The sequence below is a fragment of the Roseomonas sp. KE2513 genome, from assembly GCF_016107305.1.
Lineage (GTDB): Bacteria > Pseudomonadota > Alphaproteobacteria > Acetobacterales > Acetobacteraceae > Roseomonas.
Genome location: NZ_RCVR01000009.1, coordinates 17,164 through 40,676 on the forward strand (window position 1 = coordinate 17,164; position 23,513 = coordinate 40,676).

Sequence of the window (23,513 nt, forward strand, 5' to 3'; positions counted from 1 at the left end):
CGCCCCTCCTACGCGTGCAATCGCCTCGGGTCCACAACCCGAGGCGCACCGGCCACTCAGTATTTCCAACTCGGAGAAGAAGATGATGGAGAGGGGTTTGGGGAGAGAAAGAATTCTTTCTTCCTCTCCCTGGAGTCACCGGCAAAGCCAGATCAGGATGAAGCCCTGACTACCCCCGGCTTCAGCCCGGAACGGTTCGGTCCGCTTCGCCCAGGGCTTTCTGCATATAGACCACGTCCACCCAGCGCCCGAACTTCAGTCCGACCGCGCGCAGCAGCCCGGCTTGTTTGAAGCCGAGCGAGAGGTGAAGCCCGATGGAGCCGACATTCTCCGAATCGCCGATCACCGCGATCATCTGGCGGAACCCCGCCGCTTCCGCCCGGACCAGGAGTTCGGCCACCAGCCCCTTGCCGACACCCTGCCCCCGCACGTTGTCCCGCACGTAGATTGAGTTCTCCACCGTGTGCCGGTAGGCGGATCGCGCGTGGAAATTGGCGTAGTAGGCGTAGCCGAGAATGGCGCCGTCCTCCTCCGCCACCAGCCAGGCGTGGCCGGCCGCCTGGATACGGGCCATTCGGGCCGCCACCTCCTCGGCGGCGGGCGGCGTCTCCTCGAAGGTGCCGGTGCCGTGCAGGACGTGGTGGGCGTAGATCGCCGCGATGGCAGCGGCGTCGTCGGGCGTGGCGTCGCGGATGGGCATGCGGCTTGCCTAGAGCAGATCGGGCACGGCGGGAATCACCCCATCGCAAATCGGCGTCCTCTCCGCTCCCGGAGAATCAGGGGCGGCCGGTTCCCGAAGGCGGAAACCCGCTCCTCGATGCGCTCCGACTGCCGCAGGCGATGGCTGACGGGCCATCCTGCGGAATGCAGATCCACTGAACGGTGAATGCGCGGGCTGGCGGCCTCTCCCCCGATTCGGAACGCTCAGGCGAGCGCCGCGCCCACCAGGAGGCAGGCACCCGCCCCGAGGCTGAGCACCCACCGCAACCGAAGATAGGCGGCGGGCACGAGCCCGCGCCGGGCGGCCAGGCTTTCCACGGCCGCGGTGGCCAGGAGGAGGGCGGCCAGCCCGGCCAGCCCCGCGGGCAAGGGGGCGAGCAGAGCGACCCAGGCGAGCAGGGCCGGGACGACCCCGAGCCCCAGCCGCCCCCAGGCCGCGCCCTCCTCACCCGGCGCCGGGCGAAGGGCGAGGCCCCAGTGAACGGCGCCGAGGAAGGCAGCGATGGTCGCGCCATAGGCCAGCAGCGCGACCAGAAGAACCGGCCGTCCCTGCGGCCAGAGGGCGGCGAGCAGAACGAGGCCGGCGAAGGGGATCAGCCCCGCGGGGCCGAGGATGCGGGCGGGGCTGGGCAGGGTATCGGGCATGGGCGGCAGATCGTGCGGGGCGGCCGCGCGGCAAGCCCGGCCTCTCCACGCGATCCCGCCGGCGCCGCTCTCGATCCTGTTCGGGCGGACCGGCTCAGCCCGCCGCGGCGATCCAGGGGAGCGGCGGGTGGGATGCGCGCGCAAGAGGGGCTCGGGGCCGCCCCGCCTCGTCCCAGTTCCCGTCTGCCAGCCAGGCCGCGATGGCCTCGCGCCGGGCCGGCCACTCGTCAGCCAGGATGGAAAACTGCGCCGTGTCCCGCAGCCGCCCCTTGATCACCTTGATCGCCCGCAGCGTGCCCTCATAGCGGAAACCGAGCCGGGCCGCCGCCGCGCGAGAGGGGGCATTGAGCGCGTGGCACTTCCAGACGAGCCGGCGGTAGCCGAGGTCGTCCATGGCGTGGCGTATGAGAAGGAACATCGCCTCCGTCGCCGCCCGCGTGCGCTGCATCCGGGGGGAGAACCAGATATGGCCGATCTCAATCGCCGAATCGGCGGGGGAGATCTCCATCAGGGTCAACCAGCCATCGACGGTGCCGGTCAGCGCCGGGCGGACCGCCCAGGCCATGGGATCGTGCTGGGCGGCGAAGGCGGCGACGTGGCGGCGCATGGCGCCCTCGTCCGCGAAGGGGCCATAGCCGAGATAGGCCCAGCCATCCTCGGCCCCCGGGGATTGCGCGGCGGCCCAGAGCTCCTGCGCGTGCTCGGTGCGAAGCGGCTCGAGCACTACGCTCGCGCCCCGATGGGGAATGCGGGCGGGCAGCGGGCGCGGGGTGGGATCGACCTCGGGGCCAAGGGGCGGTGTGGGCATCCGGCAATGGTGCCGGGCGGCAAACCGCACCTCAAGGGAGGGCTGCCGCATTGCACAACCGTCGCCTCCACCCCATACGGTCCCGCCATGCCGACTGCCGATCCCACCCGCCCCGCCATGACGGCCTTTCTGACCGAGACGGTGTTGGAGGTCCGCCACTGGACCGACCGGCTCTTCTCCTTTCGCTGCACCCGCGACCCGGGCTTCCGCTTCGAGGCCGGGCAGTTCGCGATGATCGGGCTGATGGTGAACGGCAAGCCCCTGGTGCGGGCCTATTCCATGGCATCCCCGCCCTGGGAGGAGACGCTCGAGTTCCTCTCGATCAAGGTGCAGGACGGGCCGCTGACCTCCCGCCTGCAGAACATCGTCAAGGGCGACGAGGTGCTGATCGGCCGCAAGCCCGTGGGCACCCTCATCCTGGGCAACCTGCTGCCGGGCAAGAACCTCTGGTTTCTCTCCACCGGCACCGGCCTCGCACCCTTCATGGGTCTTATTCGGGAGCCCGAGTGCTACGACCGCTTCGAGAAGATCATCGTGACCCACACGGTGCGACAGGTGGAGGAGCTGGCCTATCGCGAGTACATCGCGAAGGAGCTGCCCGCGAACGAGTTCCTCGGCGAGATGGTCCAGGAGAAGCTTGTCTACTACCCCAGCGTCACGCGCGAGGACTTCCCGACGCGCGGCCGCATCACGGAGCTGATGGACAGCGGCCGCATCTACACGGATCTGGGCCTTCCCCAAATGTCCCCCGAGAACGACCGGGTGATGCTCTGCGGCTCGCCGGAGATGCTGGTGGATGCCCGCGCCCGGCTGGAGGCAATGGGCATGAAAGAGGGCAGCCAGCACGAGCCCGGCCACTTCGTGATCGAGAAGGCCTTTGTCGACAAGTAGCGTCGCGCAGGCTCAGAGACTGGTTCCGCCGGACGGGAAAGGCGCTCCTCACAGTTCGGAACGGTTTCCGTCTGCATCCTTTAATGTGCGATGCAGCATTTTGATCACAGTCTTGTAGATGATTGCCGTTTCTCCAGCTTCGCCGCTAGCGGGTCCGTGATTCGGCGCGCTAGCGTGCCGGATGCGGGTCGGCGCGACGGCCCGCTCCTTCGCGCGTCCCGGGCCGCCAGCCCGGGCCCATCGATCCAGGACCGGTCATCCGGCCTCGGTGCGGGGAGGGAAGCAAAGTTCCGGGAGATGTCGCAGCCCGGGGGGGAAGCAGGGTCCGAGACAGATGAGCACAGCCTATTCAACCGCGGCGGCGGCTGACCGCCACCGGCCGATGAGCCGGGAGGAGCGGAAAGTCATCCTCGGCTCCTCGCTCGGAACCGTCTTCGAATGGTACGACTTCTATCTCTATGGAAGCCTCGCGGGCCTTATCGGCACGCATTTCTTCAGCCAGTACCCCGAGGGCACGCGCAACATCTTCGCGCTGCTGACCTTCGCGGCCGGCTTCCTCGTCCGCCCCTTCGGCGCGATCGTCTTCGGACGCATCGGCGACCTCGTCGGGCGCAAATACACCTTCCTCGTCACCATCCTGATCATGGGTGCCTCGACCTTCATCGTCGGCCTGCTGCCGGGATCGGACACCATCGGGATTCTCGCGCCCATCCTGCTCATCGTGCTGCGCTGCCTCCAGGGCCTGGCGCTCGGCGGCGAGTACGGCGGTGCTGCCACCTATGTGGCCGAGCACGCGCCTAACGGGCGCCGCGGCTTCTACACCTCCTTCATCCAGATCACCGCGACGGCCGGTCTCTTCCTGTCGCTCCTCGTGATCCTCGGCGTCCGCACCTGGACGGGCGAGGCGGATTTCGCGGCCTGGGGCTGGCGCATTCCCTTCCTTCTTTCCGTCGTTCTGCTCGGCATCTCCGTCTGGATCCGCTCCACGCTGAACGAGAGCCCGGCCTTCCAGAAGATGAAGGAGGAGGGCACACACTCCAAGGCGCCGCTCTCTGAGGCCTTCGGCCAGTGGAAGAACGCCAAGTGGGCGCTCCTCGCGCTGCTCGGCCTCACCATGGGCCAGGCGGTGGTCTGGTACACCGGGCAGTTCTACGCGCTGTTCTTCCTCGGCTCGATCGCCAAGGTGGACGGCCCGACGACGAACCTGCTCATTGCCTGGTCGCTGCTGCTGGGCTCGGGCTTCTTCGTCTTCTTCGGCTGGCTCTCGGACAAGATCGGCCGCAAGCCGATCATCCTCGGCGGCTGCCTCCTCGCGGCGCTGACCTACTTCCCGCTGTTCAAGCTGCTGACGGCGGAGGCCAATCCGGCCCTGCACCAGGCGCAGCAGACCATCCCAGTGACGGTGCTGACGGATCCCTCGACCTGCTCCTTCCAGTTCAACCCGGTGGGCACGGCGCGCTTCACCCAGCCCTGCGACATCGCCAAGGCGGCGCTCGCCCGCGCCTCGGTGAAGTACAGTGTCGAGGCGCTGCCGAATAACGGCGGGGCGGCCGGCACCGCGGTCCGCATCAAGGACGGCGCACCGATCATCGCGACGGACCCGACCTTCCAGCAGCAGCTCACGGCCGCGCTCACGGCCGCGGGCTACCCGGCGGCGTCCAACCCGACGGTGGTGAAGATGTCGGGGCCCTTCGACGTCTTCCGCGAGCAGCCGGCGGTGCTGATCGGCGTGCTGACGATCCTCGTGATCTACGTCACCATGGTTTATGGCCCGATCGCGGCGGCGCTGGTGGAGCTCTTCCCCACGCGTATCCGCTACACCTCCATGTCGCTGCCCTACCACATCGGCAACGGCTGGTTCGGCGGGCTGCTGCCGGCGACCTCGCTGGCCATGGTCGCGCAGACCGGCGACACCTATTACGGGCTCTGGTACCCCATCGTCATCGCGCTCGCGACCGTGGTGATCGGCGCCATCTTCATCCCGGAGACCAAGGACCGCGACATCTTCGAGGCCGAGGAATCGGGCACCAACGTCCGCGCCTGATCGGCAGCGGGCGAACGGAAAAGGGCGTCGGGAGGGATCCCGGCGCCCTTCTTCTTTGCGGCGGCCAAGTGGCTCTGGATGGCCTGCGCCCTGTCGGTGCATGATGGGCACGAGAGGCGGAACAACCCGCCCCGGAGGAAACAAGCTTGCCCGACAGCCTCGCCGAGGCGGGCCCTGCCCCGACGCTCCTGCGGGAGGATGCGGCGGGGGTGGCCACCCTCATCCTGAACCGCCCCCATGCCCGGAACGGCCTCTCCGTCGCGCTGCTCGATGCCCTGGCGGCGTCGCTGCGCGACATCGCGGCGGACGAGGCCGTGCGCTGCGTCGTCATCGCGGCCGAGGGGCCGGTCTTCTGCGCCGGGCACGACCTGAAGGAGATCACGGCGCATTTCGCCGACCCCGATGGCGGCCGCGCCTTCTTCGCGGATTCGATGGCGCGCTGCGCGGACGTGATGCAGGCCGTCCCCGCCCTGCCCCAGCCGGTCATCGCCGCGGTGGAAGGGCTGGCCACGGCGGCCGGCTGCCAGCTCGCCGCCGCCTGCGACATGATCCTCGCCTCGGAAACGGCGAGCTTCTGCACGCCGGGCGTCGATATCGGCCTCTTCTGCTCCACCCCCGCGGTGGCTCTCTCGCGCGCCGTCCCCCGCAAGGCCGCGATGGAGATGCTGCTGACGGGCGAGGCCATCGGCGCCGAGGAGGCGCGGCGCATCGGCCTCGTCAACCGCGTGGTGCCGGCAGGCGCGCTGCGGGCGGAGGCGGCGGCGCTTGCCGCGCGCATCGCTGGCCGTTCGGCGCTCGCGGTGCGGCTGGGCAAGCGAAGCTTCTACCGCCAGGCCGGCCTGCCCCTCGCGGAAGCCTATGAGGTCGCCGCGGCGGCCATGGTCAGTAACCTTCTCGCGGAGGACGCGGCCGAGGGCATCGGCGCCCTTCTCGAGCGCCGGACCCCGCAATGGAGGCATCGCTGATGGACATGGAACCCACGCCTCTCCCCGCCAAGGCGGCCTATGATGCGCTGCCGCAGGGCCCCGCCAACCACCGCGCCCTCACGCCCCTGCTTTTCGTGGAGCGCGCGGCGGCAGTCTTCCCCGACCGCGTCGCGGTCATTCACGGTGCGCAGCGCATGACCTGGCGCGAGCACCGCGACCGTTGCGTGAGGCTCGCCTCCGCCCTCGCCGCGCGCGGCATCGGGCGCGGAGACACGGTGGCGGCGATCCTGCCCAACATTCCCGCCATGATCGAGTGCCACAACGGCGTGCCGATGACGGGTGCGGTGCTGAACACGATCAACATCCGCCTCGATCCCGACACCATCGCCTATATCCTCGACCACGGAGAGGCGCAGGTTGTCGTCGTGGACCGCGAGTTCGTGCCGGTGCTCTCCCGCGCGCTGGAGATCGCGACGACGAAGCCGCTGATCATCGAGGTGGACGACCCGGAGGCGCGCTTCCCCCACAGCATGGGCGGCGAGAGCTACGACGCCTTCGTCGCCTCGGGCGACCCCGCCTTCGCCTGGCAGCCGCCGGCCGACGAGTGGGACGCCATCGCGCTCAACTACACCTCCGGCACCACGGGGCGGCCGAAGGGCGTCGTCTATCACCACCGCGGCGCCTATCTCGGCGCCATCGGGGACCTGCTCGCCTGCGGCATCGGCCCGGCGCCCGTCTATCTCTGGACGCTGCCGATGTTCCACTGCAACGGCTGGTGTTTCCCTTGGGCCGTCGCCGCGGTCTCGGGCACGCATGTCTGCCTGCGCGCCGTGCGGGGCCCGGCGATGTGGGAGGGGATCACGGCGCATGGCGTGACCCATATGTGCGGCGCCCCGATCGTGCTGCAGACGCTGGTGAACGACCCCGCGCGCGTCGCGGGCACGGGCCTCGTCTTTGCGGTTGCCGGCGCCTCCCCGCCCGAGGCCGTGCTGGCGGCCGCCGACACCGCCGGCGTCACCGTGCGCCACATCTACGGCCTGACCGAGTGCTACGGCCCCTCCGTGGTCAACGAGTGGCATCCCGAGCACGATGCCCTGCCCGGCCCCGAGCGCGCCGCGCTGATGGCGCGCCAGGGCGTGCGCTACGTGACGCTAGAGGCCTTTGACGTGCTCGACGCCAACGACCGCCCCGTGCAGGCAGACGGCGTGACGATGGGCGAGGTGGCGATGCGCGGGAACACCGTGATGAAGGGCTACCTCAAGGACCCCGCCGCGACCGAGAAGGCCTTCGCCGGCGGCTGGTTCCGCACGGGCGACCTCGGCGTGAAGCACAAGGACGGCTACGTGCAGCTGAAGGACCGCGCGAAGGACATCATCATCTCCGGCGGCGAGAACATCTCCTCCATCGAGGTGGAGGACGCGCTCTACAAGCACCCGGCGGTCGCTGTCGCCGCCGTGGTCGCGGCGCCGGACGAGAAATGGGGCGAGGTGCCCTGGGCTTTCGTGGAACTCAAGCCCGAGGCGCTGGTGACCGAGGAAGAGCTCATCGCCCATGCCCGCGGCATCCTGGCCGGCTTCAAGGTGCCCAAGCGGATCCTCTTCCAGGAGGTGCCCAAGACCTCCACCGGCAAGCTGCAGAAGGTGCCGTTGCGCAAGGCGGTGCGGGAGGGCCAAGTCGCGACCTAGCGCGCTTGCGGCACGTGGCGGCGCGCTGCATGACAGCTGCATGACCGCGCCCGCCATTCGCGACAGCCGCCCCGAAGATATCCCCGCCATCGCTGCCATCTACGCCCACTGGGTGAGGACCGGCCGCGCCTCCTTCGAGCTCTCTCCGCCCTCGGAGGCGGAGATGGCGGCACGGCGGGAGGCGATCCTCGCGGGCGGCTATCCACATCTCGTCGCGACCGGCGAGGCGGGGGCGGTGCTCGGCTACGCCTATGCCTCCGCCTACCGCCCGCGCCCGGCCTACCGCCACACGGTGGAGAACTCGGTCTATGTCGCGCCGGGTGTCACCAGGGGCGGTACTGGCCGCGCCCTGCTGGAAGCGCTCATCGCCCGCTGCGAGGCCGCGGATTTCCGCCTGATGGTTGCGGTGATCGGGGATTCCGCCAACGCTCCCTCCATCCGGCTGCACGAGGCGCTGGGCTTCCGCCACGCGGGCGTGATCCCTTCCATCGGCTGGAAGCACGAGATGTGGCTCGACACCGTGCTGATGACCCGCCCCCTGGGTTCAAGCGACACCACCCCGCCGACCCGCCCGTGACCCCGGCGGAGGCCGACCGCGACACGCGGAACTCGGCCCTCGTCCTCGCCCTCACCCTGCCGGGCGACACGGTGCTCTACCTCCTGCTGCCGTTGCACGCCGCAACCTTCGGCGTGACCCTGCCGGAGGCCGGGCTGCTGCTCGCGGCCAACCGCCTCGTCCGGATCGCCGGCTACGGCTGGGTCGCGCGCTTCTACGCCGATCGCGGCCCGCGCGCCGCCTGCATGCTGGCCGCCGGTGGCGCCGCCCTGGCCACCACCGGCTACGCGCTACTCTCCGGCGTCTGGCCCCTGCTGGCCGCCCGCCTTCTCTGGGGCCTCGCCTATGCCGCGATGAACATCGCCGTGCAGGCCCTGCCGACAGCGCTGCCGGATGGCGCGGAGCGGCGCACCGGCTGGTCCCGCTCCATCGTGGCTGCCGGGCCGATGATCGGGCTGTTTGGCGGCGCGCTGCTGGCGGAATGGGCCGGCGCGCGCGCGGTCTTCCTCATCCTCGGCCTGATCTCCCTCCCCGCCATCCTCTTCGCCTCCCGCCTGCCTGTCACGCCGGAAGGGCGCACCACCGCCGGGCCGCGCTTCGCCCTGCCCGGCGCCCTCGACCTCTGGTCCTTCACCTTCGGCCTAGCGATGGACGGGATCTTCATCATCGGCCTTTCCGTCCTCGCCGCGGGCGCGCTGCCGCACGGGGCAACGCTCGCGGCCGGCGGCGCGCTTGCGCTCCGCTACGCGGCGGAGATCCTCCTCTCCCCCGCCGGCGGCTGGTTGGCCGGGCGGCTGGGCGCGCGTCGGGCGCTGGTGCTGCTCTCGCTCAGTTCGGCGGCCGGACTTCTGATGCTGGGACTGGGCGGCGCGCTGCTCTGGGCCGGCGCCCTTTCCACCGTGCTGCTGCGCGCGGTGGTGCAGCCCCTGCCCGGCCCGCTCGTGGCGGCGGAGAACCCGGGTGGCGCGCGCGTGCCGGCGCTTGCCCGGCAGGCCACCTGGCGGGACATCGGCGCCGGGACCGGGCCGCTGCTCGCCGGCCCGCTCTTCCCGGTGCTGCCGGCGCTGGCGATCTATGGCGGGGCCGCCGCCCTGCTGGCGGCCGCCAGCCTCGCGGTGAGGCGGCCCCGGTCTCGCCCATCCGGGAGGGTTTGAACCCGGCTGCGGCGCCAGCGTTCCTCCCCTGCACCGAGGGGAACCATCGAAGCATGCCGGACCATGCCATCGCGCCGCCCACCAGCGGGCACGCGTCGTCGCACCTGCCCCATGTGATCCTGGACGCCTACAACGCCGAGCTTCGCGACAAGGACGGCTTCATCGGCGACCGCGCCAGCAAGCGCGCCTTCCGCGCGATCCTCGACGACTGGCGCGAACGCCTGCACAAGCTCGGTGACGAGGACCCGCTGGGTGAGACGGAGACGGAGGAGGTCTCCAACCGTCGGCTGGAGAAGCTCCTGAATGACGAGCGCCCCGAGGCTGCCGCGCTCATCCACGGGGTGATCGAGGAATTCGCTCAGGAGCTGGCCAGCGTCACGCGCCGGTTCCTCCGCCACAAGGGCTGGAAGGACACCCAGCGCATCGTCGTCGGCGGTGGCATGAGCGGCAGCCGCATCGGCAAGCTCGCCATCGGCCGCGCCTCCCTCCTGCTGAAGGCGGAGGGGACGGGCGTGGAGCTCGTGCCGATCACCCACGAGCCGGACGAGGCCGCGCTGATCGGCGCCGCGCAGCTGGCGCCGAGCTGGATCTTCTCCGGCCATGACAGCCTGCTGGCCGTCGATATTGGCGGCACGAACATCCGCGCGGGCCTCGTGGACCTGAACCTGAGGAAGGCGCGCGACCTCTCGGCCGCCAAGGTGGTTGGGCTGGAACTCTGGCGCCACCGCGGCGACGACCCGACACGCGAGCAGGCGGTGGAGCGGATCGTCGCCATGCTGCGCGGAATGATCGACCTGGCCGAGAGCAAGCATCGCTCCCTCGCGCCCTTCATCGGCATCGGCTGCCCCGGCATCATCCGCGAGGACGGCTCCATCGACCGCGGCGGGCAGAACCTCCCCGGCAACTGGGAGAGCAGCCGCTTTCACCTGCCGAGCGCCATCGCCGAAGCCATCCCGGAGATCGGCGGCCACCCCAGCGTCATCATCATGCACAACGACGCCGTGCTCCAGGGGCTGAGCGAGATCCCGAACACGCGGGACGTGGAGCACTGGGGCGTGCTGACCATCGGCACGGGCCTGGGCAATGCCCGCTTCACCAACCGCGGCTCAGGCTGAGGGCGGCACCCAGGGCCGAGGCTCCGCGCTGCCTGCGATGTAGAGCGGATGGCCGGGCTGGCCGTCCGCCGTCACCTTCAGCGCCAGCGGCTTCGCGCCCGCCTTTTCCAGGATCGCCGCGAGTTGCAGCGCCCGCCCGCGCAGTCGCTTCGGCGGCAGGCCCCAGGCCACCACCACCCGGTCCGCCCGCGCCGCCCACTCAGCGATGGCGGCATCGTTCCCCGGCCCCACAGGGTCCTCGCATTCGAGCAGCATCGCGGGCTTGGTCGCGCGCAGCGCAAAGGCGTTCAGCACGACCATGGCACCATACCCCCAGCGCCGCGTGAAGTCGCGCGCGCGGCGCACGGTGGGGTCGTCCACCGTCTCGTCCGCCGTGCTCGGATTCATCATGATCCAGGCGCAAACGCCGGGACTGCCGAAGGGAAGCCCGTCCCAGCGCCGTTCCAGCACCGTGCGGTAGCGGCCGTCCGGCGAGAACTCGGCGCGGCTGACCACCTCGCCTCCGATCCTGAGCCGCACCTTGCCGCCGGGATCGTGCCGGTCCTGCGGGCGCGCCGCTGCAGGAAACAGGTCGTCCGTCACCGCGCGCTGGCGCTGGCCTCGGAGCGCGTCGCGCCGACGCGGCTGGCCAGCGCCGCGGCCATGAAGTCGTCCAAGTCGCCGTCGAGCACGGCCGCCGGGTTGCCCTTCTCCACGCCCGTCCGCAGGTCCTTCACCATCTGGTAGGGCTGCAGCACGTAGGACCGGATCTGGTGGCCCCAGCCGATATCGGTCTTGCCCGCCTCGGTCGCGGCGGAGACCGCCTCGCGCTTCTGCAACTCCAGCTCGTAGAGCCGCGCGCGGAGCATGTTCATCGCGATCACGCGGTTCTTGTGCTGGCTTCGGTCCTGCGTCGAGGCCGCCACGATCCCTGTCGGGATATGCGTGAAGCGAACCCCCGACTCGGTCTTGTTCACGTGCTGCCCGCCGGCGCCCGAGGCCCGGAAGGTATCGGTGCGCAGGTCCGCCGGGTTGATGTCTACCTCGATCTTGTCGTCGATCACCGGATAGACATAGACGGAGGCGAAGCTTGTCTGCCGCTTGTCATTGCCGCCGAAGGGCGAGATCCGCACGAGGCGGTGCACGCCCATCTCGGTCTTCAGCCAGCCATAGGCGCTGGGGCCGCTCACCTGGATGGTTGCGGACTTGATCCCGGCCTCGTCGCCCTCGCTCTGCTCGGTGATGGACACCTTGTAGCCGTGCGCCTCGGCCCAACGCGTGTACATGCGGAGCATCATCTCCGCCCAGTCCTGCGCGTCCGTGCCTCCGGCGCCGGCATTCACCTCGACATAGGCGTCGTTGCTGTCAGCCTCGCCCGACAACAGGCTCTCGATCTCGCGGCGCTTGGCCTCCGCCGCTAGGGCGTGGAGGTCGGCGACGGCGGCATCGGCCATGGCGGCGTCCCCCTCCGCCTCGGCCATCTCGATCAGCTCAAGCGCGTCGTTGACGTCCCTCTCCATGCGGCGGACGCCGTCGATCTGGTCGGACAGCCGCGTGCGCTCGCGCATCATCTTCTGCGCCGCCGCCGCGTCGTTCCAGAGGGAGGGGTCCTCCGCCCGCGCGTTCAGCTCCTGCAACCGCACCAGGGCGGCGTCCCAGTTCAGGTGGCGGCGCAGGAGCGCCACGCTATCGGCGATCTGGGCCTTCAGGCCCTCGGCATCGGCGCGCATGGTTCAACAGGTCCAGTCGTCAGGTCCGGTCGAATCGGGAGGCGCCGATCCGATCTCCTTGTATTGCGGGTGCTTCCCCAGATGGGGAGCCCGGGCTGGCCCTAGTAGAGCCCGCCCAGGCTGCTGTCCACGGCCGAGGCCGTGCTGCCGGCGGAGCGGCCGGCATCCCCGCCCGCGGCGACGTTGCCGCCCATGGGCGGACGGGCCGCGTTCTCGGTCCCGGGCTTGAAGGGCTCCAGGATCGACTGGCCGTTGCTGGTGGAAACCCGCACCAGCGCGACGCCCGGCGGCGCGCGGAAGGGCACGGGCGGACTGTCCTGCAGGGCCGCCGCGACCACCTCGTTGAAGATCGGCGCCGCGTTGCCGCCGCCCGTCTCGCCCTCGCCGAGGCTGTGCGGGTCGTCGAAGCCGACCCAGACGGCCACCACGATGTCCGGCGTGAAGCCCACGAACCAGTTGTCGAAGTAGTCGTTGGTGGTGCCGGTCTTGCCGGCCACGGGGCGGTTCAGCCCCTTGGCCGCGGCGATGCCCGTGCCCCGCGCCGTCACGCCCTGCAGCAGGGAGACCATCTGGTAGGCCGCGATCGGGTCCACCACCTGACGGCGAGCATCCGCCAGCCGGGGCGGCCCGGCCGAAACATCGGCGTCGCAGCCCTGGCAGCGCCGCGCGTCGTTGCGCCACACCACATGGCCGAAGCGGTCCTGCACGCTGTCGATGAGGGAGGGCTCGACGCCACGGCCCCCGTTGACGAAGGCGGCGTAGCCCGCGGCCATCCGCATCACCGTCGTCTCCCCGGCGCCGAGCGACATCGACAGCACGCGAGGCATGTTCGGGATAACGCCGAAGCGGCGGGCGGTATCGGCCACCTTGTCGATGCCCACCTCCTGGGCGAGGCGGATGGTCACGAGGTTGAGCGACTTCTCGATGGCCGTCCGCATCGTCACCCAACCGTTGGAGGTGCGGTCCCCGTAGTTGCCCGGCCGCCAGACGCCCTGGGGCGTGTTCATCTCAAAGGGCGCGTCCAGCAGCTGCTGGTTGGGCGGGATGCCCTGCTCCAGCGCCGTGACATAGACGAATGGCTTGAAGGAGGAGCCGGGCTGGCGCAGCGCCTGGGTCGCGCGGTTGAACCAGGACTTGCCGAAGTCGAAGCCTCCGGACATCGCCAGCACGCGGCCCGTGGCGGGGTCGAGGGCGACCACGGCGCCCTCCACTTCCGGGATCTGGCGCAGCACGAGCCGCTCGCCGCGCGCGTTGCGGCCCGCGGTGGCCGGTGTCGTCTCCACCATCACCACGTCGCCAGCGGAGACGACGTCCAGCATGCGGCGCGGCACGGCGCCGAGGCGGCCGTCGCGCACGGGACGGGCCCAGGCCATGTCCTCGAAGGCCATCCGGCCCTCGCGCGGCTGGGCGGCGGCGCGGGGCGCGGGGCGCTCGGCCCAGCCGAGGCGGGCCTCGCGGGCGTTCACCTCCAGCACCACGGCCAGGCGCCACTCGGCGAGCATGCCGGGCACACGGGCCACCCCCTCCAGCGCCGGCATCCACTCGGCAGCGGCGGGGGAGACCTTGGCCACCGGCCCGCGCCAGCCGCCGCGACGGCGGTCATAGGCCATCAGGTGGTCGCGCAGCGCCTTCTCGGTCGCGGCCTGCAGCTTGGGGTCCATGGAGGTGCGGACCACGAGGCCGCCCATGGTCGTCTGCTCCGGCCCGAAGCGGGCGTTCAGGTCGCGCCGCACCTCCTCGGTGAAGTACTGGCCGACCGCGACGAGGTCGGGGCGGGCGCGGCCGCGGGCGATCAGCGGCTCGGCCTTGGCGGCATCGGCCTCGGCGCGGCTGATGGCCCGGTCGTCGAACATGCGCTCGATCACCCAGTCACGCCGGGCCTTGGCAGCCTCGGGGTGGCGATTGGGATTGTAATTGTTCGGCGCCTTTGGAAGGGCGCCGAGGAAGGCCATCTCCCCGATCGTCAGCTCGTCGAGGCCCTTGTTGAAATAGTTCTGGGCAGCGGCCGCCACACCATAGGCCTGAGCGCCGAGGAAGATCTCGTTGAGGTAGATCTCAAGGATTCGCTCCTTGCTCATGGCCCCCTCGAGCCGCTGGGCAAGGATGGCCTCCCGGACCTTGCGCATCATGGTGCGGTCCGCCCCAACCAGCATGTTCTTGGCGACCTGCTGGGTGATAGTGGAGGCGCCGATGCTGCGCCGGCCGGTGCCGAGCTGCTCAAGATTGGTGAAGGCGGCGCGGGCGACGGCCAGTGGGTCGACGCCGCCATGGGTCCAGAAGTTCTGGTCCTCGGCGGAGACGAAGGCCTGCTGCACGCGCTTGGGGATGGCGGCGATCGGCACGAAGACCCGGCGCTCGATCGCCATCTCGGCCATCAGGCGGCTGTCGGCGGCGTAGATGCGCGACATCTGCGGCGGCTGGTAATCGGCGAGCCAGGCATGGTCCGGCAGGTCGGCCGTCGCGCTGCGCCAGAGGCCGTAGCCGGCGATGCCGCCGACCACCACGCCGATCATGCCCACCGCGAAAACGAAGCCCACGGTGCGCCGCAGCCAGATGGCGCGGCGCGGGCGGGGCTTGCCGGGGCGGGGCGCGGGGCCGGCCGGCGGCACCGGCGGCTCCGTGCCGTCACCACCACCGCCGGAACGCAGGGGATCGGCGCCGCGCGGGCGGCGCTCGCCCACCAGGGGCCGTTCGGCGCGGAGATCTCTCGAAGCCATCCCAATCCTCATGGCGGCCCCGCCGGGGCGGCCCATCCGTCATCCGTCGTGTCGCGAGCCCCGCGGGCGGGGCCATGGCAGCCCGCGCCGCGCCCGAAGGGGCGAAGCGGTGCTTCTAGCACAGGTCTCAGGGGCCGGGGTTTAACACCTCCGCGCGGGACCGGTCAGTCCGAAACGTAGCCCGAGCGGCCGGGGCGAATCGGTCCGGCCGGTCTTCGACGAAGTGGGCCTAACCGAAGGAGGCCATGCCGAGGCCGGGGCGCTCGAGATAGTCCTCCACCGCCGAGGCGAGGGCGGTGGCCACCACCGCGCGGTGATCCGCCCGGTTGAGCTGCGCCTCGTCCTGCCGGTTGGAGAGAAAGCCGATCTCCACCAGCACCGAGGGGATGTCCGGCGCCTTCAGCACGGCGAAGGCCGCCTGGCGGTGCGTGTTGGGCAGCAGCGGCACGCGGGGGCGAAGGGCGCCCACCGCCATGTTCGCCAGCCGCACCGAGCCCTGCCGCGTCTCCTGCCGCACGAGGCTGAGCAGGATGCGCTGCACATCGGCTGAAACCTGCGGCAGGTTCAGCCCGCCCGCCGCATCCGCCGCGTTCTCCCGCCGCGCGAGGCCCGCGGAAAGGGCGTCCGAGGCCGTTTCGGAGAGGGTGTAGACGCTCGCCCCGCGCGCCCCCGGCGCCGAATCGGCGTGGACGGAGACGAAGAGCACGGCGCCGTTTCGCCGGGCGAACTCCACCCGGTTGGCGAGCGGCACGAAGACGTCGCGGGTGCGGGTCATCATCACCCGGCAGCGCCCGCCGGCCTCCAGCCGCCGTCGCATCTCCTGCGCCGCGGCGAGGACGATGCGCTTCTCGTAGGTGCCGGCGGCGCCGATCGTGCCGGGATCCTTTCCGCCATGGCCGGGGTCCAGCACCACCAGGGGGCGCGGCGCCGGGGTGCCCTGCACGATCGGCCGCCCGGTGCCGGCCATCCGCACGAAGGCGTCGCTGGGACCAGGGCGGAGGGAGAGAACGAGCGCCCCGCCCTCCTGCACCACGTCGGGCACGCCGACGGGCGCGGAGAGATCGATCACCAGCCGGCGGGCGCGGGGCTCCCAGCGGGCAGCGCGGACCGGCCCGGCGCCGGGCAGCACGAGCGGGCCACGCCAGCCATGCCGGGGCAGACTGAGAAGCAGCCGGGCCGGGCGCGCCTCGGCGAGCAGGCGGTAGCCGCTGGCAGCCCCGCCGGGCAGCACCAGGCGCGCGCCGTCGCCCTCGGCGCGCAGGGTGGCGGGCGCGGCGGCATCGGCCGGGTCGGCCAGGGCTGCGCCAGCGGCGGTGGCAGTGGCGGCAAGGGCCGCGGCCAGCAGACCCCGGCGCGTCGCAAACGACTTCATCCCTTCCGCAGACCCCTCCCCAGGCCAGGCGGCACCCGGCATCCCCGAATCCCCGGCGGGAATCCTCCGCGGATCGTAGCACCGCGAATGCGGCCGATCCTTGCCACAAAGCCTGTCTCCCCCCTTCCAAGCGTTCACGCGGAAGCGAGTCCCAGCCCTTTCCGCCGCTTCCCCCGCCGGTGTGTCCCGCGGCACACACAGCGCCTTGCCCCCTGCTCACCCCCTGCGTATGGTGCAGTGCCCCGGCGGCACGCCGCCGGTGGAGGGTTCCGGGCGCGGCCGACACAGAACGGCCGCCGGTCCACCTGATGGACGCCCGACCCGCGCCACCCCGGCCAAAGGGCCGCCGCCAGCGCCGGTCTCCGGCCGGGCGAGCCGGCCCGGGGAACCGGGCGCGCGGATAGCAGCCCTCGCCGGCGCGCGCCACGCGGCGCGACAGGGCCCTGTCTCGCTCCTCATGGGTTTATCCCCTGGGCGGCCTGGTGGGCCGCGACGCGCCAGCCGCCGGACCGCCCGCGCGCGCCCCTCGCCTGCCAAAGGAGAGGGGACCGCCGCGCCGAGGGGTCCGCGCAGGGCCGCGACAACGGGTGCCCCGGCGCCCGAGGACGAACCCATCGGATGCTCTGGCATCCGAGAGCAAACGGGCACCCCCTGCCCGAACCCACCCGGGCATTCAGTTGCCCATGAGCGCATCCGGGCCCCGAGCCCGCGGGAGAAAGGAACGGCGGCGGATGACGGTCACCCTCGCTCCGCGCCGGTCCCCTCCCGGCCCCCCAACCCTCACCGCCGCCGGTTGCACAGAGCCCCGCGCGGCGCGGAGCCCTCTCTTCCATGACCAAGCGCATGCTGATCGATGCATCCCACCCCGAAGAGACGCGGGTGGTGGTGCTGGACGGCAACCGTCTTGAGGACTTCGACCTCGAGACCCAGAATCGCCGCCCGCTGAAGGGCAACATCTACCTGGCCAAGATCGTCCGGGTGGAGCCCAGCCTGCAGGCCGCCTTCGTCGAGTACGGTGGCAACCGCCACGGCTTCCTCGCCTTCGGCGAGATCCACCCCGACTACTATCAGATCCCCGTCGCCGACCGGCAGCGCCTGCTGGAAGCCCAGGCCCAGGAAGCCGCCGAGGAAGACCCCGAGGACGAGATCGAGACCGCGGCCGAGCGCGTGGCGCCCCGCGACGATGCCGACCTCCAGCGCAATGGCCGCGAGCGCGACAGGGACCGTGATCGGGGCCGCGGGCGCGACCGGGACCGGCACGGCCGCCGCCAGGGGGTCGCATCGCCCAGCTCGGACGCCGTCCAGGAGGCCGCCGACGTGGCGCTCGGCTCCGAGGCCGCGGGCGAGGAAACCCCGGCGATCGAACAGGCCCTGCCCCTGGAGCATCCCGCGTCGCCGGAGCGCGAGCAGACCGCCGAGGACCTGACCCTCAAGGCGGCCCCCGCCGAAGCCTCGAACGAAGCTCCCGGCGAGACGACCGACGAAGCGCCGGCCGAGCCCGCGGCGGCCTCCGGCGCCAGCGCCCTCGAGCAGGCCGTCGGTATCGACCTCAGCGGCCCCGGCGAGAGCCTGGGCGAGGACGGCGCCCCCGCCGTGACCCCGGCCGAGGAAGCCCCGCCGGCGCCCGACGCCCCGATCAACCCCACCCCCTCCCCCATCGCCGGCGAGACCGGCGGTGGCGAGGACGGTGCCCCGCCCCCGGAGGCTCGCTCCCCCCAGGCCCAGCCGATGACCATGCATGTGGACCGGGTGAGCGAGGGCGACCCCGTGGCCGAAATCGGGACCGGAGCCGAGTCCGGCGCCGGGGAGGAGGACGAGGGCGACGAGGTCGAGACCGTCTCCGACGATACCCCGCCCCCCGAGACCATTGGCGGCGAGGACCGCGAGGACCGCGAGGGTACGGACGAGGAGCGCCGCGAGCGCCGGGTCCCCTCCAAGTTCCTTCGCCATTATAAGATCCAGGAGGTCATCCGCCGCCGGCAGGTGATCCTCGTGCAGGTCGTCAAGGAGGAGCGCGGCAACAAGGGCGCCGCGCTGACCACCTACATCTCCCTGCCCGGCCGCTTCTCCGTGCTGATGCCGAACTCGCCCAAGGGCGGCGGCGTCTCCCGCAAGATCTCCTCCGCCGCCGACCGCAAGCGCCTGCGCGAGGTGATCGACGAGGTCGGCCTGCCGCGCGGCATGGGCATCATCGTCCGCACCGCCGGCGCCCAGCGGCCCAAGCCCGAGATCCGGCGCGACTGCGAGTACCTGCTGCGGCTCTGGGACGACATCCGCACCCGAACCCTCGCCTCCACCGCCCCCGCCCTGGTCTATGAGGAGGCCGACCTCCTCAAGCGCTCCATCCGCGACAACTTCGCGCGCGAGATCGAGGAGATCCAGATCGAGGGCGAGGACGCCTTCCGCCAGGCGCGCGACTTCACGCGCATGCTGATGCCGCAGAACGAGCGCAAGATTAAGCTCTACCGCGACCCGAGCATGCCCCTCTTCGCCCGTGCTGGCGTGGAGCAGCAGCTCGACGCCATGATGTCCCCGACGGTCCAGCTCCGCTCGGGCGGCTACATCGTCATCAACCAGACCGAGGCGCTGGTCTCCATCGACGTGAACTCGGGCCGCGCCACGCGCGACCGGCACATCGAGGACACTGCGCTCCGCACCAATCTCGAGGCGGCGGACGAGATCGCGCGCCAGCTTCGGCTCCGCGACCTCGCTGGCCTCATCGTCATCGACTTCATCGACATGGAGAGCAGCCGCAACGACGCGATGGTCGAGCGGCGGATGAAGGAGGCGCTGCAGCACGACCGCGCGCGCATCCAGGTCGGCCGGATCAGTCACTTCGGCCTGCTGGAGATGTCGCGCCAGCGGCTGCGCCCCTCCCTCACCGAGCACTCCTTCGTCACCTGCCCGCACTGCCAGGGCCTGGGCATCGTCCGCTCCGACGAGAGCGCCGCGCTGCACGTGCTGCGTGCCATCGAGGAGGAGGGCGCCAAGCGCCGTGCCGCCGAGATCGTGGTGCACTGCTCCCCGGCGGTCGCCATGCACATCCTCAACCGCAAGCGCGAGCGCCTGACGGCGGTGGAGAGCCGCCACGCCATGTGCGTGATCTTCGAGCCCGACGCGACGATGACCGCCGCGGCGAACCGGATCGAGCGCACGCGGCCGCAGACCTCGGTCCCCGCGCCCGCCGCGATGCCCGCGCTGCGTATGGACTATGCGCCCGAGCCGGTGATCCTCTCCGGCGGCGGCGATGACGAGGAAGAGGAGGAGATCCTCCCGCCCGAGGAGGCTTCCGGCGCCGCCGAGACGGTCGAGGAGGCCGCTCCCGGCGACGTGAATGGCGAGCGCGGTCGCCGTCGCCGCCGCCGCCGTCGCGGCGGCCGGCGCGAGGAGGGAGGCGCCCCCGAGGCCGGAGGCGAGGAAGAGTCCTCCGCCGAGGAACTGCCGGAAGAGGCGCCCGGCGACGCCGGCGAGGAGGAGGCGGCTGCCGAGGCCGCCCCGACCGAGGAGGAGCGGCCGGCGGGTGACCGCCCGGAGGGCGAGGGCGATGCCCGCCGCCGCCGCGGCCGCCGCGGCGGCCGCCGCCGCCGCGAGGACGAGGCCCCGCGCGCCGACGGCGACACCTCGCGCCCCGCGGCCGACGCTGCCCCGCGCTACGCCGGCCCCACCCCGGCCGACCCCTTCGGCGGCACCTATGACGCGCTGATGGACACGCTGGACGCGGTGGAGGAGGCGAGCGCCCCCAGCACCCTGCGCGAGATCCCGATCGCCGCCGAGCCGCCGGCGACGGAAGCGGCCGAGGAGCCGGCCCAGCCCGCTACCGCCGCAGCGCCGGCCGAGCCGGCGGCCGAAGTGCAGGCCGAGGCCCCGATGCCCGCGCCCGCCCCGGCGCCCGAGGCACCCGAGCCCGTGGCCCCCGCGGCCGAGGCCGAGGCGCCCCGCGCGGAGCCGGTGGTCGGCACCGTCGTGCAGCCCGTGCTGCTGGGCACCGAGGAAGTCCCGGCCACGCCGGCGAAGAAGGGCTGGTGGCGCCGCTGACCCGGCGTCCCCGCGCCCGGCGCTGCCCGGGAGGGCCGATGTGAGCGACGCGATCTTCGCGCCCCTCGCCGTGGACGACCTAACCCTCCGCGCCCTTTGCGCGGAGGACGCGGCCGAGCTGCACCGGCTGGTGAACGACTGGGAGGTCGCGCGCATGCTCGCGCGCGTCCCCTTCCCCTACCCGCGCGAGTTGGCGGACGAGTGGATCGCCTCCACCCGCGCGCAGATCGAGGCGGGCACGGGCTGGCACCTCGCGATCATGCGGGGCGAGGCGCTGGTGGGCTGCGTGGGCCTGACCACCACCCGCGATGCGCCGCGACACGCAGAGCTGGGCTACTGGGTCGGGCGGCGCCACTGGGGCCAGGGCATCGGCCCGCGCGCCGCCGGGCGGCTGGCACGCTGGGCGCTGGCCAATCTCGATATCGACGTGATTCATGCCTCCGTGCTGGAGGAGAACGCGCGCTCTGCCGCCGTGCTGGCGCGCATCGGCTTCCAGGAGGATGGCTGGGCGGAGCAGGACTTCACCGCCCGCAACGCGCGCCTTCCGGTCCGCCGCTTCCGCGCCGGGCGGGCGGAACTCTCCGCTCCTTCCGAACCCGCCACGCCGCCCGCGCCGCCCCCCGCCGGTACCGAGGCCGCGACCAACCTGCTGCTCGTCGTCGCCTGCGGGCTGATCGATGCCGACGGGCGGGTGCTGCTGGCCCGTCGGCCGGAAGGCAAGCCCATGGCCGGTCTCTGGGAATTCCCGGGCGGCAAGGTTGCCGCGGGCGAGACGCCTGAAGCCGCCCTCATCCGCGAGTTGCGCGAGGAACTGGGCATCGACGTCTCCGCCGCCTGCCTCGCCCCCTTCGCCTTCGCCTCCCACCCGCTGGAGGGGCGGCACCTGCTGATGCCGCTCTATCTCTGCCGCCGCTGGGGGGGAACGCCCGAGGGCCGGGAAGGCCAGGCCCTCGCCTGGGTGCGCCCGTCCAGGCTCGGCGACTACGCGATGCCGCCCGCCGACACGCCGCTCGTGGCGCTGCTCAGGGACTTTCTCTGAAGTTCTTTAGGCCTCCGTTGCGGCCTCGGAGAGGGCGCTGCCCTCTCCGAACCTCACCCGCCAGGAGCCTGAGGCTCCTGGACCTGCGTCTGGCTGGCGCGGATGCGATGATCAGCGGCCGGTTCTTTCCCGGCGCCCATCCTGCGCATGCAGTCGCCTCGGGTCCGTGACCCGAGGCGCACCGACCGCAAAGCATTCCAGCTTGAAAAAGAAGATGATGGTGAGGGCCCTGGGAGAGGAAGAATTCCTTCTTCCTCTCCCAGGGCCGCAAGCGCGATCAAACACTGCCACGCCGCGGGCTTGACGCCGCGCCCCAGCGCGCGACCTTGCAGGCTTCGCCCGAGAGAGTCGCCAGATGACCCAGCCCACCGCCGCCCTTCTCATCATCGGCAACGAGGTGCTGTCGGGCCGCACCCAGGACGCCAACCTGAAGTTCATCGCGACGCGGCTGGGCGAGCTGGGCATCCCCTTGCGCGAGGCGCGCGTGATTCCGGACGTGCCGGAGACGATCATCGGCACCGTGAACGAGGTGCGCGCCCGCTTCACCTATGTCTTCACCACCGGCGGCATCGGCCCGACGCATGACGACATCACCAGCGAGTGCGTCTCCCGCGCCTTCGGCGTGCCCTGGGAGGTGCACGAGCCCTCCCGCGCGATCATGGAGGCCGATTACGCCCGCCGCTCCCCGCCCGTGGAGATGAATGCCGCCCGGCTTCGGATGGCGACCCTGCCGCGCGGGGCGGAGCCCATCCTCTGCGGGGAGACGTCGGCGCCCGGCTTCCGCATGGAGAACGTCTACGTCATGGCCGGCGTCCCGCGGATCATGCGCAGCATGTTCGAAGTGGTCGCCCCCACGCTGCAGGGCGGCACCCCCGTGAAGTCCCGCGCCCTGCACGCGACGGGGCTGCTGGAGGGCGCGATCGCCGAGGCGCTGACCGCCGTGCAGAACCGTTTCCCGATGCTCGATATCGGCTCCTACCCTTATTACCGGGAGGGCGGGAACGGCGTGGCGCTCGTCGCCAAGGGCACGGACGAGGCCGCGCTGGAGGCCGCCGCGGCCGAGATCGCCGCGCTCATCCGCGCCGACGGCAAGGAGCCCATTCCGGGAGAGCCGGCGGCGGCCTAGCTCTCCGCCCGCGCGGCCAGGCGCACCGCCACGTGCCCGCGCATCACGCGCGGGCTGGGCATCACCAGCATGCAGTCGTCGTGCGGCGTGCGGATCTCCGCCGCCCCGTCGCGCGCGATGAGGGTGCCGGCGCGCGGGATGACCGCGCCGCCGCGGAAGCTGCCCGTGAAGGCGAAGTGGCGCGAGACAGCGGTGACGGCACGGGTGACGCGCCAGACGGAGGCGTCGCCGCAGGGCGCGGCGGGCACCGGGGCCATGCCGAGGACGCGCAGGAAGCCACTGACGCAGGCCTCCGCCACCACCTCGGTGCCCGGCTCCCAGTGCGTCCCGGCCTCGACCAGCAATGCGGCCCGGCGTGTGCCAGGAGCGATGAAGGGCGCGTGGTCGATCAGCCGCGGCCCTTCGGGGTGGCCCGAATCGGCCACGATGGTACCGGGGATGCCGATCGCGCGCGCCAGATCCAGCGCCACCGGCGTCGCCTTGGCCAGGATCAGCGGGTCGGAGGGCCAGAGCATGGAATGGAGGTCGAGCAGCACGTCGGCTGCCTCCACCACCGGGCGAAGCGCGCGGGCGCGGCGAAGTTCCAGGCTGTCGCGCCGGCCGTCCAGGTGCTGCGGGCTCCAGACACGGTTCAGGTCCTCGTCCACGTAGCGGGAGAGGGTGGGGTCCGCCGGGTCAAAGCGGGCGAAGGCGTCGAGGTTGGCAAAGACGAGGGTCAGGCTGCCCCGGACGGGGCGCGGGCCCGCGCACAGCAACCGCGCCAGCACGGCGGCCCCCGTGAACTCGTTGCCGTGGATAAGAGAGACGATGACGGCCTGCGGCCCTGCCACGCCCGAGTCGAAACGCCACACCCCCTGGATTCCGGTATTGCCGCGGGCTGCCACGCCGAGATCCGGCACGGGCACGCGCACCTGGAAGCCAGAGGCATCCTCGGTCACGGTGCGGCGCGGCCTGGCCTGTCCGGCGGCGCC

Annotated in this window: 18 protein-coding genes; 10 read left to right on the forward strand and 8 right to left on the reverse strand. The window is 71.9% G+C overall.

Translation table 11 applies throughout. From position 1 onward, the window contains the following. Window positions 1-181 precede the first annotated feature (181 nt). From D9599_RS11100 to D9599_RS11110, 3 genes are all read right to left on the reverse strand, one after another. A complete protein-coding gene (locus D9599_RS11100; protein WP_198381307.1) occupies window positions 182-700 on the reverse strand; it encodes a GNAT family N-acetyltransferase in 519 nt (172 codons plus the stop codon). 224 nt (window positions 701-924) lie between these two features. Next, window positions 925-1,365: a DUF3429 domain-containing protein gene (locus tag D9599_RS11105; protein ID WP_198381308.1), complete on the reverse strand. Its 441-nt coding sequence runs from the start codon at window positions 1,363-1,365 to the stop codon at window positions 925-927. A gap of 94 nt (window positions 1,366-1,459) precedes the next feature. Continuing rightward, window positions 1,460-2,173 carry a GNAT family N-acetyltransferase gene (locus D9599_RS11110; RefSeq protein ID WP_198381309.1) on the reverse strand — a complete coding sequence of 238 codons (714 nt, stop codon included), beginning with the start codon at window positions 2,171-2,173 and terminating at the stop codon, window positions 1,460-1,462. Window positions 2,174-2,290: 117 nt separating this feature from the next. Between D9599_RS11110 and D9599_RS11115 the strand changes: the two genes are divergently transcribed. The 7 genes from D9599_RS11115 (at window position 2,291) to D9599_RS11145 (ending at window position 10,544) form a co-directional block, all read left to right on the forward strand. Continuing rightward, the gene (locus D9599_RS11115) at window positions 2,291-3,064 is read left to right on the forward strand and encodes a ferredoxin--NADP reductase (protein ID WP_198381448.1); all 774 of its coding nucleotides are present in this window, start codon (window positions 2,291-2,293) and stop codon (window positions 3,062-3,064) included. A 334-nt stretch (window positions 3,065-3,398) separates the two neighbouring features. Further along, window positions 3,399-5,108, forward strand: a complete 1,710-nt coding sequence (locus D9599_RS11120; protein WP_232480386.1) for an MFS transporter — start codon at window positions 3,399-3,401, stop codon at window positions 5,106-5,108. A 146-nt stretch (window positions 5,109-5,254) separates the two neighbouring features. Beyond that, complete coding sequence (locus D9599_RS11125; RefSeq protein ID WP_198381310.1) at window positions 5,255-6,073, forward strand: enoyl-CoA hydratase; 819 nt, start codon at window positions 5,255-5,257, stop codon at window positions 6,071-6,073. Next, window positions 6,073-7,719: an AMP-binding protein gene (locus tag D9599_RS11130; protein ID WP_232480387.1), complete on the forward strand. Its 1,647-nt coding sequence runs from the start codon at window positions 6,073-6,075 to the stop codon at window positions 7,717-7,719. Before D9599_RS11125 ends, D9599_RS11130 begins: the two co-directional genes overlap by 1 nt. A 40-nt stretch (window positions 7,720-7,759) precedes the next feature. Beyond that, window positions 7,760-8,296 carry a GNAT family N-acetyltransferase gene (locus D9599_RS11135; protein ID WP_198381311.1) on the forward strand — a complete coding sequence of 179 codons (537 nt, stop codon included), beginning with the start codon at window positions 7,760-7,762 and terminating at the stop codon, window positions 8,294-8,296. After that, a complete protein-coding gene (locus D9599_RS11140; protein WP_198381312.1) occupies window positions 8,293-9,429 on the forward strand; it encodes an MFS transporter in 1,137 nt (378 codons plus the stop codon). Before D9599_RS11135 ends, D9599_RS11140 begins: the two co-directional genes overlap by 4 nt. A gap of 53 nt (window positions 9,430-9,482) precedes the next feature. Next, window positions 9,483-10,544 carry an ROK family protein gene (locus D9599_RS11145; protein WP_198381313.1) on the forward strand — a complete coding sequence of 354 codons (1,062 nt, stop codon included), beginning with the start codon at window positions 9,483-9,485 and terminating at the stop codon, window positions 10,542-10,544. On the opposite strand, the gene D9599_RS11150 is transcribed toward D9599_RS11145, so the two are convergent. The 4 genes from D9599_RS11150 to D9599_RS11165 form a co-directional block, all read right to left on the reverse strand. Then, window positions 10,536-11,126, reverse strand: coding sequence for a DUF1643 domain-containing protein (locus D9599_RS11150; RefSeq protein WP_198381314.1), 591 nt, complete (start codon window positions 11,124-11,126; stop codon window positions 10,536-10,538). The genes D9599_RS11145 and D9599_RS11150 overlap by 9 nt on opposite strands. Then, window positions 11,123-12,253 carry a peptide chain release factor 2 gene (prfB, locus tag D9599_RS11155; protein ID WP_084697821.1) on the reverse strand — a complete coding sequence of 377 codons (1,131 nt, stop codon included), beginning with the start codon at window positions 12,251-12,253 and terminating at the stop codon, window positions 11,123-11,125. Before prfB ends, D9599_RS11150 begins: the two co-directional genes overlap by 4 nt. A 101-nt stretch (window positions 12,254-12,354) precedes the next feature. After that, window positions 12,355-14,970: a penicillin-binding protein 1A gene (locus D9599_RS11160; protein ID WP_198381315.1), complete on the reverse strand. Its 2,616-nt coding sequence runs from the start codon at window positions 14,968-14,970 to the stop codon at window positions 12,355-12,357. Window positions 14,971-15,199: 229 nt separating this feature from the next. Next, complete coding sequence (locus tag D9599_RS11165) at window positions 15,200-16,342, reverse strand: N-acetylmuramoyl-L-alanine amidase (protein WP_198381316.1); 1,143 nt, start codon at window positions 16,340-16,342, stop codon at window positions 15,200-15,202. Window positions 16,343-17,173: 831 nt separating this feature from the next. Here D9599_RS11165 and D9599_RS11175 point away from each other — a divergent pair. The 3 genes from D9599_RS11175 (at window position 17,174) to D9599_RS11185 (ending at window position 22,542) form a co-directional block, all read left to right on the forward strand. Then, a complete protein-coding gene (locus D9599_RS11175) occupies window positions 17,174-20,377 on the forward strand; it encodes a ribonuclease E/G (RefSeq protein WP_232480388.1) in 3,204 nt (1,067 codons plus the stop codon). A gap of 40 nt (window positions 20,378-20,417) precedes the next feature. Beyond that, window positions 20,418-21,416, forward strand: a complete 999-nt coding sequence (locus D9599_RS32130; protein ID WP_309228604.1) for a bifunctional GNAT family N-acetyltransferase/(deoxy)nucleoside triphosphate pyrophosphohydrolase — start codon at window positions 20,418-20,420, stop codon at window positions 21,414-21,416. A gap of 355 nt (window positions 21,417-21,771) precedes the next feature. After that, the gene (locus D9599_RS11185; RefSeq protein WP_198381317.1) at window positions 21,772-22,542 is read left to right on the forward strand and encodes a molybdopterin-binding protein; all 771 of its coding nucleotides are present in this window, start codon (window positions 21,772-21,774) and stop codon (window positions 22,540-22,542) included. Here the strand turns inward: D9599_RS11185 and D9599_RS11190 are convergent. Then, window positions 22,539-23,480 (reverse strand): succinylglutamate desuccinylase/aspartoacylase family protein, encoded by a 942-nt coding sequence (locus tag D9599_RS11190; protein ID WP_309228605.1) that lies wholly within the window; start codon window positions 23,478-23,480, stop codon window positions 22,539-22,541. The genes D9599_RS11185 and D9599_RS11190 overlap by 4 nt on opposite strands. Between the last annotated feature and the right edge of the window lie 33 nt (window positions 23,481-23,513).

Bases quoted from the DNA above. Each gene is read 5' to 3' on its own strand.
- D9599_RS11100 (WP_198381307.1), bottom strand. From the start codon at position 700: ATGCCCATCCGCGACGCCACGCCCGACGACGCCGCTGCCATCGCGGCG.
- D9599_RS11105 (WP_198381308.1), bottom strand. From the start codon at position 1,365: ATGCCCGATACCCTGCCCAGCCCCGCCCGCATCCTCGGCCCCGCGGGG.
- D9599_RS11110 (WP_198381309.1), bottom strand. From the start codon at position 2,173: ATGCCCACACCGCCCCTTGGCCCCGAGGTCGATCCCACCCCGCGCCCG.
- D9599_RS11115 (WP_198381448.1), top strand. From the start codon at position 2,291: ATGACGGCCTTTCTGACCGAGACGGTGTTGGAGGTCCGCCACTGGACC.
- D9599_RS11120 (WP_232480386.1), top strand. From the start codon at position 3,399: ATGAGCACAGCCTATTCAACCGCGGCGGCGGCTGACCGCCACCGGCCG.
- D9599_RS11130 (WP_232480387.1), top strand. From the start codon at position 6,073: ATGGACATGGAACCCACGCCTCTCCCCGCCAAGGCGGCCTATGATGCG.
- D9599_RS11135 (WP_198381311.1), top strand. From the start codon at position 7,760: ATGACCGCGCCCGCCATTCGCGACAGCCGCCCCGAAGATATCCCCGCC.
- D9599_RS11145 (WP_198381313.1), top strand. From the start codon at position 9,483: ATGCCGGACCATGCCATCGCGCCGCCCACCAGCGGGCACGCGTCGTCG.
- prfB (WP_084697821.1), bottom strand. From the start codon at position 12,253: ATGCGCGCCGATGCCGAGGGCCTGAAGGCCCAGATCGCCGATAGCGTG.
- D9599_RS11160 (WP_198381315.1), bottom strand. From the start codon at position 14,970: ATGGCTTCGAGAGATCTCCGCGCCGAACGGCCCCTGGTGGGCGAGCGC.
- D9599_RS11165 (WP_198381316.1), bottom strand. From the start codon at position 16,342: ATGAAGTCGTTTGCGACGCGCCGGGGTCTGCTGGCCGCGGCCCTTGCC.
- D9599_RS11175 (WP_232480388.1), top strand. From the start codon at position 17,174: ATGACCAAGCGCATGCTGATCGATGCATCCCACCCCGAAGAGACGCGG.
- D9599_RS11185 (WP_198381317.1), top strand. From the start codon at position 21,772: ATGACCCAGCCCACCGCCGCCCTTCTCATCATCGGCAACGAGGTGCTG.